We start from the raw sequence: 14,617 nt of genomic DNA on the forward strand, positions 1-14,617 counted from the left end.
TTGTAATGATTTTACTGACATATATTCGAGATTAATTCTCGGCTTCTATTTGCTTTTTCTGCGATTATATTCTCTATGCCAGAGGATACCGCGGAATATAGATTGAACACCGCAGATGCTTAGCAGTATTTTCGATATTCTCGATTGCGCGCGCTGAGTTAGCACTCGACTTCCATTCCCCTGAAAGCATTGCGATCGACCGGTCCTCAAGCCTGTCGGCCGGATCTCGGCGCTTTCACCACGCCGTTTCACCACCGCCGCTTGTCACCAGGCCGGCGGGCCCTCTCGGCTGCGCCACGCAGCTTTTGCCCTCGCGAAAGGAACCTGAAATGCCATTCATGACGAGAGATCGATCAACCGGGGCGCCGTTGGCGCAAGCGGCAAAACCGCTCCTCTTCACCGCTCTTCTCTGTGCAACGGCCATTCCTGCTCATGCCGTCGAGCCTTGGATCATGGTCGAAAAATTCACCTTCACCGACGATCCCATTACCTATCGCGGCCAGGGCGTCACCACCGACGGCAAGAACTGGTACTTTTCAGGCACCAATGCGCTGGACAAGGCGGACGGGAACTTCAACACGATCTCGCGCGACAACCACGCGATCGATCCGGCTCTCGCAAATCCGTTTCCCGATGCGCCGAAAGGTCTCAATCATATCGGCGACATTGATTACGCCGACGGCTATCTCTATGTCTCGCTGGATTCCAGCGCCCGCGACCCCATTACCGGCGCTCAATACAATACGCCAGTCTTTGCGATCTATAACGCAAGCGACATGAGCTATACGGGCCGGTATTTCTCGCTGAACCCGCCTCACGGCAGGCAAGATATCGCAAGCTGGGTAGCCGTGGACGCCAAGAAGGGCCTGATCTACGGCATGGCCTATGACAATTCCACCGAGATCGCGGTCTATAATCTCGCCGATGGATCCTTCAAGCAGTACATCCCCCTTTCAAAGACCATCGACCAGGCGCAGGGCGGCAAGATTCTTGACGGCTATATGTATTTCTCCACCGAAAGTGCGACGAAAGCGTTTTATCGCGCCAATCTGACAACCGGCGAAGTGGAGGAAATCGGGCAGCTCGACACGCCCGGCGATCAGGAAGTGGAGGGCCTCGCCTTCGGCATGACCAAGGATGGCTGGTCGCTCTACATCATCAACCGCGAACAGCCCGATCCATCTATCGACGAGTACATCGGCTTCTACCGCTATCTCAGGCCCTACGGCAATGCGCTCTCCGGCGAGATCCATTCCAGCGTCAAGGGCGCGTTTATCCAGGACAGCATCTATCTCGACGATGCAGTCAACCAGCGCCTCCGCTCGGCCTTCAGCGCGGTGGGCACGCCGACGTCGGAGGTCACCTCGTATGACGAGAACGGCTTGACCGGCGCCATCAGCAATACCGAAAGCCTTGCCTTCTGGAGCCAGGCGATCGGCGCCACGAGTACGACTGAGGGAAAAGGCTACTCGGCCGATTTCGACCACACGACCGGCGGTATCGTTTTTGGTGCCGATGCGACGGCAGGTTCTTGGCGCCTCGGCGCTATTGCCGGCTACAGCCGCACCAATTTCGATGTCGACGCCCGCAGCTCGTCCGGTTCGAGCGACAACGTCCATCTTGGTATCTATGGCGGTACAGAGTGGGGACCGGTCGGCTTCCGCACGGGCTTCTTCTACTCGTCACATGACATCAGCACCACGCGCCACGTGGTCTTCCCGGCATTCAGCGAAACCCTATCGGCCGACTACGATGCCCGCACCACCCAGGCTTTCGCGGAACTGTCCTACCGAATGGACTTCGAAGACACCGCCTTCGAACCCTTTGCGAACCTCTCCTATGCCCGCCTGAAGAGCGATGGTTTCTCCGAAACGGGCGGCACGATCGCCGCGCTGACGAGCGATGAGTCCAGCATGAATACCGCGTTTACGACGTTCGGTGTCCGCGCCTCGACCGATATCGCCCTTGAGGATGCCAAGGCGACCGTGCGCGGCATGCTCGGCTGGCGTCACGCTTATGGCGATATCACGCCGAGTTCGAACCTGGTCTTCAATACCGGTGCAAGCTTCGATTCCGTCGGCGCTCCGATTGCCCAGAATGCTCTGACCATGGAAGCCGGTCTGGACTTCAACCTCGCGAAGAATGCGACGATCGGCGTGTCCTATTCCGGCCAGATCGCAGGGGATACCCAGGATCATGCCGGTAAGATCAATTTCAACGTGAGCTTCTGAGCCGGACCTGCAGTCCGCCGCAGGTTTCCTCTCGGAAATACCGTTGAAAAAAGACGTCGCAGCGCTGCGACGTCTTCTGTTTGATACAGTCGTGCACCTATCTACGCAACTGATCCACATCCTTCGGAGATCTGCCGATGAGCCAAGATGCCAGCAACGACCACGCCCCCTGTGCCAGCTATCCGAGCCTCAGGGGCCGAAGCGTGTTCATTACCGGCGGTGCAAGCGGCATCGGCGAAAGTCTTGTCCGGCATTTCTGTGCGCAGGGCAGCCGCGTTGCCTTCGTCGATATCGCGGAAGATAGCGGCCGTGAACTCGCCGCAGCAATAGCGACTGACGGTCACGCCGCACCGCTCTTCATTGCCTGCGATCTGCGCGATATCGAGGCGTTGAAGCGAGCAATCGGGCAGGCCGTCGAGCAGAACGGCCCGCTTCAGGTACTGTGCAACAATGCCGGCAACGACGACCGGCACCAGACGGAGGATGTGAACGTCGCCTATTGGGACGACCGCATGGCGGTCAACCTGCGCCATCAATTCTTCGGCGCGCAGGCAGCCCGGCCGTATATGAAGGCACTCGGCGGCGGCTCGATCATCAATTTCGGCTCGATCACCTGGATGGTTGGAGATCCGGATTGCCCGGCCTATGTCACCGCGAAAGCGGCAATCTGGGGGATGACGCGGGCGCTCGCGCGCGAATTCGGCCCCGAACGTATCCGCGTCAACTGCATGGTGCCTGGCTGGGTCATGACCGAACGGCAGATCAATCTCTGGTTGAATGAGGCCGGCGAGCGGCAGATCGCCGAGCGCCAATGCTTGCCGGACAGGCTGCAGCCTTCCGACATCGCCCGCATGGCGCTGTTTCTCGCTTCCGACGACAGCGCCATGTGCACCAGCCAACAGTTTATCGTCGACGGCGGCTGGGTCTGAGCGCCCAGCTGGGTCAGTTCAGCGTGAAATTGAACTTGTAGCTGGCGGACACGCCGATCAGGAACTGGTTCTTGGAACCACGCTCGCGCACAAGACTGCTATCAGCGGCCGGCCCGGCAAGGCGCTTGTATTCCGCGAAGGCACTCGTCGACAGATTTTCCGTCGCATTCCAAGTGAGCGCTGTGCCGGCGCCGTAGGACTGGATGCCGCCCGAGGGATCATACTGCTTCAACCCGCTTGCGGCTGACTGCGCTTCGTTGACGCCGTAATAGGAATGGAAGTAGCCGCTCGTTGCAAAGGTGGCACGCGGGCCGCCTGACAGTTGCAGGTCGGGGGCGATATCGGTGAAAGCATCGAGTGCCACGTCAGCCACAAGGCCGTCATGGGAGCGGATGCCCTGGCGCAGTTCGGCGCGGGCGCGCAGCCAGTCGGTCGGATAGACCTCGGCGAAGCCGCCGACTTCTGCACCCCACTTGACCTTCTTGAGACCACGCAGATCGCTGTCGTCGCCTTCGTCACGCTCAGGCACATAGCGGCCGACGATGCCGGCGCGGAAGCCGCCGTTATCGACAAGTGCGAAGGATGGATTGTCGTTGCGCGAAGAGAACCGAGGGCCGGTTCCCTGGCGGCCGACGGAGATCAGCGGACTGAACTTGAACTCGTTGGTCGAAGCGCCTTCGAATTTGGGCGCGGAAAAGCCGGATACGCCGACTTTCAGATACCAGTCGCCGGACCACCAGTGGCCGCCCTCCTGAGCAGAGGCCGTGCCGAAAGAAGCAAGGGCAACAGCTAAAGAGATCGATACGACTGATCGATTAAACACAATCCGCACTCCAGAAAACGCAATACAAGAACGGCCGCGGACGGCGGCGACCGGAACATTTATAGCGATGGAGTTACCTCAATCTTAACCACGCCAGCGAGATTGAGGGGATGTGAAATTACTTCTGGTTCCAGCGGCGAATGACCGGTTCGGTCAGATCATGCTCATAGCCGAGAACACTGATGCTCGTCGTATCCAGAATGAACCGGGAGCCGTCCTCCGGGGGCAGGCCAAGCCAGCGGGCGCCGAGCACGCGCAGGAAATGCGAGCTCGAAAAGATCAAGACGGGCGCATTGACCTGCCGAAGCTCTTCGATGATGCGATCGGCCCGGGCGCCGACATCGGCTGCTGCTTCGCCATCCGGGCAACCATCGCGGAAAAGCTGCCAGCCGGGGCGCTTCGAGAGGATTTCCTTGGTCGTGATGCCTTCATAAGCACCGTAATCCCATTCCGCGAGATCGGGCTTGATGATCGCCCCCTCCCCGAAACCCGAGAGCATGCAGGTATTGCGCGCCCGCTGTGAGGGGCTTGACCAAACCGCCGAGACGGAAAGACCCGCAAGCCGCGGAGCAAGCGCGCGGGCGGCGGCCTCACCGTTGGCGGTCAGCGGGATATCGCTGCGGCCGGTATGCTGGCCCGATAGCGACCATGCCGTTTCGCCATGGCGCACAAGGGTGAATTCGGGAAATGCGCTCATAACCGTTCTCCAAAAAGAAAAAAGCGCGGTCGTGCCGCGCTTTTGAAGTCAGAAGGTGAACTTTTCCAGTGGCGGCCGCGTCGCCTCGAATTCTCTCAGCTTCGCCTCGTTCTGCGCGATGTAATTGCGATTATCAGGTGTAGCGAACTGATTCTTGGTGATCTGGATCTGCTCGATGAAAAGTTCATCCCAGCGGAAGCCCATTTCGGAGCCGGCCAGATAGAACTCCCACATGCGGAAGAACTTCTCATCATAAAGCGCCACGGCTTCGGCCTTGCGGGCGACGAAGCGCTCACGCCAGTGGCGTAGCGTGTAGGCGTAATGCAGCGGCAGGACCTCGACGTCACGGGTCAGCAGGCCCGCCTTTTCGAGAGGCACCAGCGTTTCGGCGATCGAGGGAATGTAGCCTTGCGGGAAGATGTACTTCTCGATGAAGGCATTGGTCGCGAAACTCGGCTTCGGGCGCGCGATCGAATGCAGCAGCATGATGCCGTTGTCGTCCAAAAGCTCGTGCACCTTCTTGAAGAAGTTTCCATAATTGCCGATGCCGACATGCTCGAACATGCCGACCGAGACGATGCGATCGAACTTCTTGCCGGTCAGGTAGCGGTAGTCCTGCAGCTCGAAACGGACACGATCGGCAAGACCGCGTCTCTCCGCCCGTTCGCGCGAAATCTTCAGCTGCTCTTCACTGAGCGTAATGCCGGTGACATCGAGGCCTGGTGTCGATTCCGCCAGATACATGGCCATGCCGCCCCAACCCGAACCAATTTCCAGCACGCGCTGGTTCGGCTGCGGCATGAGTTTTGCGGCGATATGGCGTTTCTTGGCGACCTGCGCCTCCTCCAGACTGATGCCCGGCGGATCGAAATAGGCGCAGGAATATTGCCAGTCCTCGTCGAGGAAGAGGTCGAAGAGCTTTTCGGACAGATCGTAATGATGGGCCACATTACGCTTGTTGTGGTTGATCGGTATGCGGCTCTTCAGCTGCTGCATGGCAATGCGGCCGATCAGCAGGGCGGCCATCTTGAAATCGAAGATTTCGTTGGTGGTGTTCTGCTTCACCAGAGCGAGGAAGTCGTAGATGTTGCCCTGTTCAAGAATGAACCGGCCTTCCATATACATTTCGCCGAGCTTCAGCGTCGGATCGCGACGGATCGCATCCTCTGCCTCCTGGTCGGCAAGGCGAACGACAACCGGCTCCCCGGTGCCGTCGCCAATCTGGTGGGTCTCCCCATTGGCAAGAGTAAGGGTCAAAGAACCCTTGCGGATAATTTTTTGGACAATCGATAAGAATGCCGACGCCATGGACGCCTCGCAAATGTGACAGGATGGTCACATCAACTTAATACCTCACGCCTGCCTTACAAGCGCCGGATTTAGCACTCTGCGGATTCAATTGCCAAAGTGTGACATTTTTGCCGCGGTTGAAGCTAAGCCATTATTTTCGCTTCATGGCTTCTGCGAGCGCTGCGCCGAAGGCACCCTGGCTCTGCGGCTTGGCGAGCGCCGGGCGGCGGTCCTGCTGGGGGCGCGAGCCTGCGTTTCCACGCGACTCACCGCGCGGAGAACCTGCTGAAATGCCATCGTCCTTGCGCATGGAGAGGCCGATGCGCTTGCGCTTCACATCCACTTCGACGACACGAACCTTGACCACATCGCCTGCCTTCACGATTTCGTGAGGATCCTTGATGAAGCGGTCGGCAAGCTGGGAGACGTGGACCAAGCCATCCTGATGCACGCCGATATCGACGAAGGCACCGAAGGCCGCGACGTTGGTCACCGTGCCTTCCAGCATCATGCCCGGCTTTAGGTCGCTGATTTCATCGATGCCTTCCGCAAATGTTGCCGTTTTGAAGCTCGGGCGCGGGTCGCGGCCGGGCTTGTCGAGTTCGGCGATGATGTCCTTGACCGTCGGGAGGCCGAACTTCTCGTCGATGAACTTGCGCGGATCGAGCGCCTTCAGCGTGGCGCTGTCGCCCATCAGCGAGCGTAGGTCACGGCCGCAGGCAGCAACGATCTTCTTTGCCACGCCATAGGCTTCCGGATGCACGGAAGAGGCATCGAGCGGCTCCTTGCCATTCAGGATGCGCAGAAAGCCGGCCGCCTGCTCGAAGGTACGCTGGCCGAGGCGGGCGACCTTCAGGAGGTCCTTTCGGCTTTCGAAGGCGCCGTTCTGATCGCGGTGCAGGACGATCGCATCGGCAATCGAGCGGCCGAGCCCGGAAACACGCGCCAGAAGCGGCGCAGACGCGGTGTTTAGATCGACGCCGACGGCATTCACGGCATCTTCGACGACCGCATCCAGCGAGCGCGAAAGCTTCGTCTGATCGACATCGTGTTGATACTGGCCGACGCCGATCGACTTCGGCTCGATCTTGACGAGCTCGGCCAGCGGATCCTGCAGACGGCGGGCGATGGAGACGGCACCACGCAAGGAAACGTCGAGCTGCGGGAATTCCGCAGCGGCAGCTTCTGAAGCTGAATAGACGGAAGCACCGGCTTCCGAGACGATGACCTTGGTGGGCTTGGGTGCCGGAAGGGCGGTCAGCATATCGGCCACCAGCTTTTCCGTCTCGCGGCTGCCGGTGCCGTTGCCGATCGCGATCAGCTCGACATTGTGCTTGCGGATGAGAGAGGCGAGTTCGGCTTGCGTGCCGCGCACGTCGTTCTTCGGCGGGAATGGATAAACGGTCGTCGTATCGAGCAGCTTGCCGGTGCCGTCGACGATTGCGACCTTGACACCGGTGCGGATGCCCGGATCGAGGCCCATCGTAGCGCGCGAGCCGGCAGGTGCGGCCAGAAGCAGATCCTTGAGATTACGGGCGAAGACGTAGATCGCCTCTTCTTCCGCCCTTTCGCGCAGTTCGCGCATTAGGTCGAGCGAGAGCGACATGGAAAGCTTCACGCGCCAAGTCCAGCTTGCGACATCCATCAGCCAGCGGTCCCCGGGACGGCTCGAACCGATTTCGTAGGCGGCAGCGATCATGCGCTCGACGGGCTTGTTCGGCGAGGCAATCTCGGCATCGGCCTCGATCGTCAGCGTCAGCACTTCCTCGTTCCAGCCGCGCAACATGGCGAGCGCGCGGTGGCCGGGCACAGTCGCCCAGCGTTCGGAATGGTCGAAATAGTCGGAAAACTTCTCGCCGGTCGCTTCCTTGCCTTCGACCACCTTGGCTTTGAGAAGGGCGGCATTGCGCAGATGAGCGCGCAACTTGCCGAGCAGATCGGCATTTTCGGCAAAACCTTCGGCGACGATGTCGCGCGCGCCTTCGAGAGCCGCCTTCACATCAGCAACGTCGGCGGTGATATAGGCCTCGGCCAGCGTGGCCGGTTCCTTAGCTCGGTCAGCGAGGATTGCTTCGGCAAGCGGGCCGAGACCACGCTCTCGAGCAATCTCGGCGCGGGTGCGGCGCTTCGGCTTGTAGGGCAGATAGAGGTCTTCCAGCTCGGCCTTGGTTGCGGCGCCCGAAAGCTTTGCCATCAGCTCGTCGCTCATCTTACCTTGGCCGTTAATGGAATCGATGATCGCATCGCGGCGGGCTTCGAGCTCGCGCAGATAAACGAGGCGTTCGGCCAGCGTACGCAGTTGCGTATCGTCAAGGCCGCCCGTCACCTCCTTGCGGTAGCGGGCGATGAACGGCACCGTCGCGCCCTCGTCCAGCAGCTCGATCGCTGCCTTCGCCTGATCGGGCCGGGCATTGATTTCGGCGGAGATGCTTGCTGCGAGCGAACGAAGGTCAGCGGCCATGAGATTTCCTGCGGTTTATTAGGGTTGGCGGACCATAGCGGCGAAAAGCAGCAAGGCAATGCCTGCCGCCGCTTTCCACAGCGCAAGACAGTGCTCTTGCCGATTCAGGCGGCATGATTGAGGCGCAATTGAGCTTTCCTCTCCCTGTTTTTGCGGTTGTGCAGATGCGGCATTCTTTGGTAGCAGAGGCGACCATTTTGGATCGCCCTGCCCTGCGGGCGCTAGGAAAAGAGTACAATGCCGAACCTGCTTCTCGAACTTCGCTCCGAAGAGATCCCCGCCCGCATGGAGCGCAAGGCCGCCGGCGATCTCAAGAAGCTGCTGACCGATGCCCTGGTGGAAGCAGGACTGACCTACGAGGGCGCTCGCGAATATTGGACGCCGCGCCGTCTGACCCTGGACATTCACGGCCTGACGGCCCGCTCCGCCGATATCCGCGAAGAGCGCAAGGGTCCGCGCACCGACGCCAACGAGAAGGCGATCGAAGGCTTTCTGCGCGGCTCCGGCCTGTCCTCGGTTTCCGAGGCTCAGGTCGTCAGCGATCCGAAGAAGGGTGATTTCTACGTCGCCGTCATCTCAAAGCCCGGCCGCAGCGCCGAGGAGATCATCGCCGAGGTCATGCCCGGCATTATCAGAGATTTTCCGTGGCCTAAGTCGATGCGCTGGGGCAAGGCCTCTTCGCAGCCCGGTTCGCTGCGCTGGGTTCGCCCGCTGCAGTCAATCGTCTGCACCTTCGGTAGCGAGCACGAAGAAACCGTTGTCATCCCCTTCGAGGTCGACGGCATCGTCGCGTCCAACGTGACCTATGGCCATCGTTTTCTTGCGCCCGAAGCCATCACCGTGAAGCGTTTCGACGACTATGTTTCGAACCTCGAAAAGGCGAAGGTGATCCTCGATGCGGAGCGGCGCAAGGATATCATCCTGCACGACGCCCGCGACATCGCCTTTGCGAGTGGATTGGAACTGGTCGAAGACGAAGGCCTGCTGGAGGAGGTTTCCGGCCTCGTCGAATGGCCGCAGGTGCTGATGGGCTCCTTCGACGAAGATTATCTTTCGATCCCTTCCGAGATCATCCGCCTGACCATCAAGACGAACCAGAAGTGCTTCGTCACCCGCAAACAGGGCGAAGAGACGCTTTCGAACAAATTCATCCTCGTCTCCAACATTCAGGCGACTGATGGTGGCAAGGAAATCATTCACGGCAATGGCAAGGTCGTGCGCGCGCGCCTGTCCGACGCGCTGCACTTCTGGAAGCGGGATCAGGGCAACCTCCCTGACCTCGAAACGCTGGACGCTTCGGCCAAGAAATTCGGCCTCGATCTCGAAAAGCCGCTCGACCAGCGCATGGCGAAGCTCGATGCGCTGAACGTGACCTTCCATGCCAAGCTCGGCACACAGGGCGACCGCGTCGAGCGCATCCGCGCGCTGGCCGCCAAGATCGCCATGCCGGCGAGCGCCGATTACAAGCTCGTTGACCGCGCCGTCGTCCTCTGCAAGGCGGACCTGCGCACCGAAGCCGTCGGAGAATTCCCGGAACTGCAGGGCGTCATGGGCCGCAAATATGCGGTGCTGCAGGGCGAGGACATTTCGGTTTCGACCGCCATCGAAGACCACTACAAGCCGCAAGGCCCGTCGGACCGCGTGCCCGAGGACAAGGTAGCAATCACGGTGGCGCTCGCCGACAAGCTCGACACGCTCATCGGCTTTTGGTCGATCGATGAGAAGCCAACCGGCTCGAAGGATCCGTTTGCTCTTCGCCGTGCGGCCCTCGGCATCATCCGCATCCTGCTCGAGAGGCGCGTTCGGGTGACGCTGCTGCCGCGCATCGTCTCGCATATGCAACGCATCGATAGCGATATCGGCGCCAGCGCTGCAACGGACGACCTGTCGCGTCAGATCGACCTACTCTCCTTCTTCCATGACCGCCTTAAGGTCTATCTGCGCGATCAGGGTGCGCGTCACGATCTTATCGATGCGGTGCTGACGCCTGAATCCGATGATCTCTTGATGGTCGCCCGCCGCGTCGAAGCATTGACGGCCTTCATCACCTCGGAAGACGGCATCAACCTGCTCGCCGGCACCAAACGCGCCACGCAGCTTCTGGCGGCCGAGGAGAAGAAGGGCACCGTTATTGCCGACGGTGTTTCGGACGCGTTGCTGAAATTCGATGCCGAAAAGGAACTATTTGCGGCCATCACCAAGGCTTCTTTGGAAGCTGCCGGCGCCGTTGCACACGAAGATTTCCGCTCGGCCATGGAAGCGCTTTCAAAACTGCGCGCACCCGTCGATCGCTTCTTCACCGACGTGCTCGTCAATGACGAGGACGCGGCGATCCGGGCCAACCGCCTCGCGCTGTTGCGGATGATCCGCGCGGCGACCGGAACTGTGGCGGATTTCTCGAAGATCGCCGGCTAGATTTCCGACAGGTAAAAATGGGGCCGCTCGGCCCCATTTTCCGTTCATCTCATCGCTCTTTCTGCATCTTGGCGATGGTCAGGGTTTCGCCTGCGCGGCCATAACCGCCGTCGACGACCTCGTCGACAAGCACCATCGTATAGGGGCGAACGCCCTCTCCGAAAAAGTCGACGAACATGGCCGTCGTCCGAAGGATAATGTCCTCCTTCTGCTCGGCAGTCAGAGTGCCCTCGGGAAACTTGTAGTTTGCAAATGGCATGATGAACTCCTGCCCGGTTTGTGTTGCGACCCGGCAAGCCTAGCTGTGTTGGCAACATGCTTGAAATTGATATCAAGTATATGCATTCATCCATATCATGGATTTGCATGGTATCGATCTCAATCTGCTCGTCGCCTTCGATGCGCTCATGAAGGAACGGAGCGTGACGAAGGCCGGCATTCGCATCGGCCGGACGCAGCCGGCGATGAGTGCTGCCTTGGCGCGGTTGCGGAGCCTTCTGCGGGATGAATTGCTGGTGCGCGGGCCACAAGGGCTGCAGCCGACACCACGAGCGCTCGATCTCGCCGAACCCTTGTCGCGGGCCTTGGCCGAAATCCAGCATACGCTCGATTTCACCCAGGGGTTCGATCCCTCGACCTCGTCTGCGACTTTCACGATCGGCCTCTCCGATCATCCGACGTTCGCGCTTCTGCCGCGGCTTGTTACCCTTCTGGCGGGGGCGGCTCCGGGTGCGGCATTGCAGGTCAGGAATTTCAGTGCGCGGGATGACGCCATCGATCTGCTGGATGCGGGAGAAGTCGATGTGACGGTCGGCGTGCCGGCAGTGAAGACCGGACGTATCCTGACCCAGCCTCTATTCGAAGAACGTTTCGTCTGTATCGTCAGGAAGGATCATCCGGTTGCAGGAAGAGAACTCGATCTCGATCGATTTCTCGCTCTCCCCCATCTGCTCGTCTCGCCGGAGAACGAGCGCTTTGGCCATGTCGATGCGGCTCTAGCAAAACGGGGGTTTCAACGGCGGCTCTCACTGACGCTTCCCAATATGTATGCCGCGCCGCTGCTGATTGCCCGCTCCGATATGATTGCCACATTGATGGCAGGCGTAGTGGAGGCTTCCGGCCATTCGGACGAACTGACCTTGCTGGAGCCGCCCCTCACGCTCGATCCCATATCCTTCGTGCTATCCTGGCATCGGCGCAATGACGCACATCCGGCGCAGCGCTGGTTCCGGAATTGCGTCGTGGAGGCTGCACCAAGGGATAAGGCGAAGACGCCGGGCTGAATGTGCAGTAGAGCTGCCCTATGGTGTCGAAGATCCTCGTCAGTGCCTGTCTCATGGGTCATGCTGTCCGCTATGACGGGCGCGCCAAGCCGCTTGTCCATCCGGCAATCGAACGCTGGATGCAGGAAGGCCTGTTGGTAACGATCTGTCCGGAAATGTCGGCGGGGATGCCGGTTCCACGACCGCCTGCCGAGATTGCGGATGGAGCATCGGGTGAGAATGTGCTGGCAGGTAAGGCTCGTGTCGTGGAGCTGACCGGCGGCGATGTGACCGATGAATTCCTACGGGCGGCAGAAAATGCCGTTCGGCTCGCGACCGATAGCGGCTGCCGCTATGCGCTGCTGATCGACGGTAGCCCGTCCTGCGGTTCCGGTTTCATCTATGACGGAACCTTTTCGGGCAATCGGCGGCTCGGGAACGGCGTGACGGCTGCTGCCCTCAGGCAAGCCGGTATAGAAGTCTTTTCGGACCGCGAAATCGATCGGCTCATCGAGCGCGTCAGCCATGCCGCTGACGACACAGCCGCCGGTTTCTGATCCGGCGGCCGCTAAAGCTTTGGTGATAAAACCGCCTGTGGTGTGGCCCCGCCTATGCGGCGCGGCGACCGTGATGCGAGACGGGGGCGGCTGCGACATTGCCGACGCGGAAGCCTCTGATGAGGCCGAGCAGTTCGTCGGTATCGGCAGCCAGCGTTTCGGCCGATGCCGTGGTCTCTTCGGCCATGGCGGCGTTCTGCTGAGTGGCGGCGTCGAGTTGGTTCATCGAGGCCGAGATCGAGCGCAGCGTCGTATCCTGTTCGGAAGCGCTGTGGGCGATCTTGGCGACGATCTCGTTGGCAGCCTTGATCTGGTCGGAGATGCGCTTCAGCGCTTCGCCTGCCTCGCCGACGAGACGCACGCCATGGTCGACCTGGCTGGACGAACGGGCGATCTGATCCTTGATCTCCTTGGCGGCAGCAGCCGAGCGCTGGGCGAGTTCACGCACTTCCTGGGCAACGACGGCAAAGCCCTTGCCGCTTTCGCCGGCACGTGCCGCCTCGACACCGGCATTGAGCGCCAGAAGGTTGGTCTGGAAGGCGATCTCGTCGATGACGCCGATGATCTTGGAGATTTCCGACGAGGACTTCTCGATGCCGCTCATGGCTTCGATCGCCTGGGTGACGATCGCATCGCTGTGGGTGGCTTCGGTCGAGACCGAGTGAACGCGCTTGCTGGCTTCATGGGCGCCATCGGCCGTCTGACGGACGGCGACGGTCAGCTCGTCGAGAGCAGCCGAGGTTTCTTCCAGGCTTGCGGCCTGACGCTCGGTGCGCTGCGACAGTTCGTTGGAGGCACGACGGATTTCTTCCTTGGCGACACCGATATCACCGCCCTTGGCGCTGACCTGGGCCATGGCAGCTTCCAGATGCGAGAGCGCATCGTTGAAGTTGTCGCGCAGAGCCGCGTATTTCTGGCCGATGTCGGCGCAGCGCACCGTCAGGTCGCCATGGGCGATCTGCTCCAGCGCCTGGCCGATGGTGCTGACGACGCGGGCCTGCAACGAAGCTTCGTCCTGCTGATGGCGCAGGTTGGTCTCGCGCTCGCTCTCGAGAGCCAGCTGCTGGGCAGCCTCGCGCTCCGACATCGCGTGACGCTCCCGGATCTTTTCCTGCAGCGACTGCGTCGCCTTCGCCATCATGCCGACTTCGTTGTTCATGCCAGTATGTGGGATCGTAAGCTTCACGTCTTCCTCGGCAACCGCCTGCAGCGCGTTGTGAACATCCTTCAGAGGGTTCGATATGCCGCGGATGACCAGATAGGCGGCGACAATGGCGAAGAAGAACAGGACGATGCTACCAGACAGCGCCGCCAGGATCTTGTCATTCACCTGGGCATCGAGATCATCCATATAGACGCCGGTACATACGACGATCTTCCAGGGATCGAAAGCCAGTGCATAGGCCGTCTTGCGATAATCGCCAACAGGCTGGCCCGGTTTGGCTGTCGAATAATATTCGACGAGGCCGCCTCCCTGCTGCCCGAGCTTGACCAGTTCTTCGCGATAGAGCTTGCCCTTGCTGTCCGGCTGCCCCTTGTTGACCTGCCCGACTTTCGAGGCGTCATAATGGAATATCATCTTGACGTCGTAGTCATAGCCGAAGAAATAGCCATCCGGGTCGTATTTCATAGCATTGACGGTAGCGTAGGCCTGTTTCTGGGCGTCTTCCAACGTCATTTCGCCGGCGACGACCTTTGCCTGGTATTGCTTGAGGACGGAAACCGCCGACTGGACCTCCGCGCGAAGCATATCGTAGCGTTCCTTATAGATCGCATCGACAGAGGAGCGGACCTGGAGGAAGGTGGCGATCGCAAACGCGATCATCAGGCCGATCACCAGCAAAATGAGCTGCTTCGATATTTTCAGATTCTTCATGATGCCTCGCAACAGGAATGGGTGACTGCATTCCGGTGCGGTTTTCTACCGCCTGTGCGAGCGCGCCAGATCAAGG

11 protein-coding genes are annotated in these 14,617 nt (G+C 60.2%); 5 read left to right on the forward strand and 6 right to left on the reverse strand.

The window, feature by feature from the left end; translation table 11 throughout:
- Nucleotides 1-329: 329 nt before the first annotated feature.
- Both FHX08_RS13000 and FHX08_RS13005 read left to right on the forward strand, forming a co-directional pair.
- Nucleotides 330-2,231: an autotransporter domain-containing protein gene (locus FHX08_RS13000; protein ID WP_132652398.1), complete on the forward strand. Its 1,902-nt coding sequence runs from the start codon at nucleotides 330-332 to the stop codon at nucleotides 2,229-2,231.
- 137 nt (nucleotides 2,232-2,368) lie between these two features.
- The gene (locus tag FHX08_RS13005) at nucleotides 2,369-3,160 is read left to right on the forward strand and encodes an SDR family NAD(P)-dependent oxidoreductase (RefSeq protein WP_132652400.1); all 792 of its coding nucleotides are present in this window, start codon (nucleotides 2,369-2,371) and stop codon (nucleotides 3,158-3,160) included.
- Between the two features lie 13 nt (nucleotides 3,161-3,173).
- Here the strand turns inward: FHX08_RS13005 and FHX08_RS13010 are convergent, their stop codons facing one another.
- From FHX08_RS13010 to FHX08_RS13025, 4 genes are all read right to left on the reverse strand, one after another.
- On the reverse strand, nucleotides 3,174-3,983 hold the full coding sequence (locus FHX08_RS13010) for a MipA/OmpV family protein (RefSeq protein WP_132652402.1): 810 nt from the start codon (nucleotides 3,981-3,983) through the stop codon (nucleotides 3,174-3,176).
- Nucleotides 3,984-4,101: 118 nt separating this feature from the next.
- Nucleotides 4,102-4,680 (reverse strand): histidine phosphatase family protein, encoded by a 579-nt coding sequence (locus FHX08_RS13015; RefSeq protein ID WP_132652403.1) that lies wholly within the window; start codon nucleotides 4,678-4,680, stop codon nucleotides 4,102-4,104.
- Nucleotides 4,681-4,728: 48 nt separating this feature from the next.
- Complete coding sequence (locus FHX08_RS13020; protein WP_184327219.1) at nucleotides 4,729-5,988, reverse strand: cyclopropane-fatty-acyl-phospholipid synthase family protein; 1,260 nt, start codon at nucleotides 5,986-5,988, stop codon at nucleotides 4,729-4,731.
- Between the two features lie 133 nt (nucleotides 5,989-6,121).
- Nucleotides 6,122-8,431, reverse strand: a complete 2,310-nt coding sequence (locus FHX08_RS13025) for a Tex family protein (RefSeq protein WP_184327220.1) — start codon at nucleotides 8,429-8,431, stop codon at nucleotides 6,122-6,124.
- A 237-nt stretch (nucleotides 8,432-8,668) separates the two neighbouring features.
- Between FHX08_RS13025 and glyS the strand changes: the two genes are divergently transcribed.
- Entirely contained in the window at nucleotides 8,669-10,846 is a 2,178-nt protein-coding gene (gene glyS, locus FHX08_RS13030) for a glycine--tRNA ligase subunit beta (RefSeq protein ID WP_184327221.1), read from the forward strand.
- Between the two features lie 49 nt (nucleotides 10,847-10,895).
- Here the strand turns inward: glyS and FHX08_RS13035 are convergent, their stop codons facing one another.
- Nucleotides 10,896-11,105 carry a 4-oxalocrotonate tautomerase family protein gene (locus FHX08_RS13035; protein ID WP_132652410.1) on the reverse strand — a complete coding sequence of 70 codons (210 nt, stop codon included), beginning with the start codon at nucleotides 11,103-11,105 and terminating at the stop codon, nucleotides 10,896-10,898.
- A 94-nt stretch (nucleotides 11,106-11,199) separates the two neighbouring features.
- On the opposite strand from FHX08_RS13035, the gene FHX08_RS13040 reads away from it, so the two are divergent.
- On the forward strand, nucleotides 11,200-12,129 hold the full coding sequence (locus FHX08_RS13040; RefSeq protein WP_312862153.1) for a LysR family transcriptional regulator: 930 nt from the start codon (nucleotides 11,200-11,202) through the stop codon (nucleotides 12,127-12,129).
- Nucleotides 12,130-12,149: 20 nt separating this feature from the next.
- Nucleotides 12,150-12,665, forward strand: a complete 516-nt coding sequence (locus tag FHX08_RS13045) for a DUF523 domain-containing protein (RefSeq protein WP_184327223.1) — start codon at nucleotides 12,150-12,152, stop codon at nucleotides 12,663-12,665.
- A gap of 52 nt (nucleotides 12,666-12,717) precedes the next feature.
- Here the strand turns inward: FHX08_RS13045 and FHX08_RS13050 are convergent, their stop codons facing one another.
- The gene (locus FHX08_RS13050) at nucleotides 12,718-14,541 is read right to left on the reverse strand and encodes a methyl-accepting chemotaxis protein (protein ID WP_184327224.1); all 1,824 of its coding nucleotides are present in this window, start codon (nucleotides 14,539-14,541) and stop codon (nucleotides 12,718-12,720) included.
- Nucleotides 14,542-14,617 lie beyond the last annotated feature (76 nt).

Source organism: Rhizobium sp. BK529, from assembly GCF_014194105.1.
Classification (GTDB): domain Bacteria; phylum Pseudomonadota; class Alphaproteobacteria; order Rhizobiales; family Rhizobiaceae; genus Rhizobium.

Bases quoted from the DNA above. Each gene is read 5' to 3' on its own strand.
- FHX08_RS13000 (WP_132652398.1), top strand. From the start codon at position 330: ATGCCATTCATGACGAGAGATCGATCAACCGGGGCGCCGTTGGCGCAA.
- FHX08_RS13005 (WP_132652400.1), top strand. From the start codon at position 2,369: ATGAGCCAAGATGCCAGCAACGACCACGCCCCCTGTGCCAGCTATCCG.
- FHX08_RS13015 (WP_132652403.1), bottom strand. From the start codon at position 4,680: ATGAGCGCATTTCCCGAATTCACCCTTGTGCGCCATGGCGAAACGGCA.
- FHX08_RS13020 (WP_184327219.1), bottom strand. From the start codon at position 5,988: ATGGCGTCGGCATTCTTATCGATTGTCCAAAAAATTATCCGCAAGGGT.
- FHX08_RS13025 (WP_184327220.1), bottom strand. From the start codon at position 8,431: ATGGCCGCTGACCTTCGTTCGCTCGCAGCAAGCATCTCCGCCGAAATC.
- glyS (WP_184327221.1), top strand. From the start codon at position 8,669: ATGCCGAACCTGCTTCTCGAACTTCGCTCCGAAGAGATCCCCGCCCGC.
- FHX08_RS13035 (WP_132652410.1), bottom strand. From the start codon at position 11,105: ATGCCATTTGCAAACTACAAGTTTCCCGAGGGCACTCTGACTGCCGAG.
- FHX08_RS13045 (WP_184327223.1), top strand. From the start codon at position 12,150: ATGGTGTCGAAGATCCTCGTCAGTGCCTGTCTCATGGGTCATGCTGTC.
- FHX08_RS13050 (WP_184327224.1), bottom strand. From the start codon at position 14,541: ATGAAGAATCTGAAAATATCGAAGCAGCTCATTTTGCTGGTGATCGGC.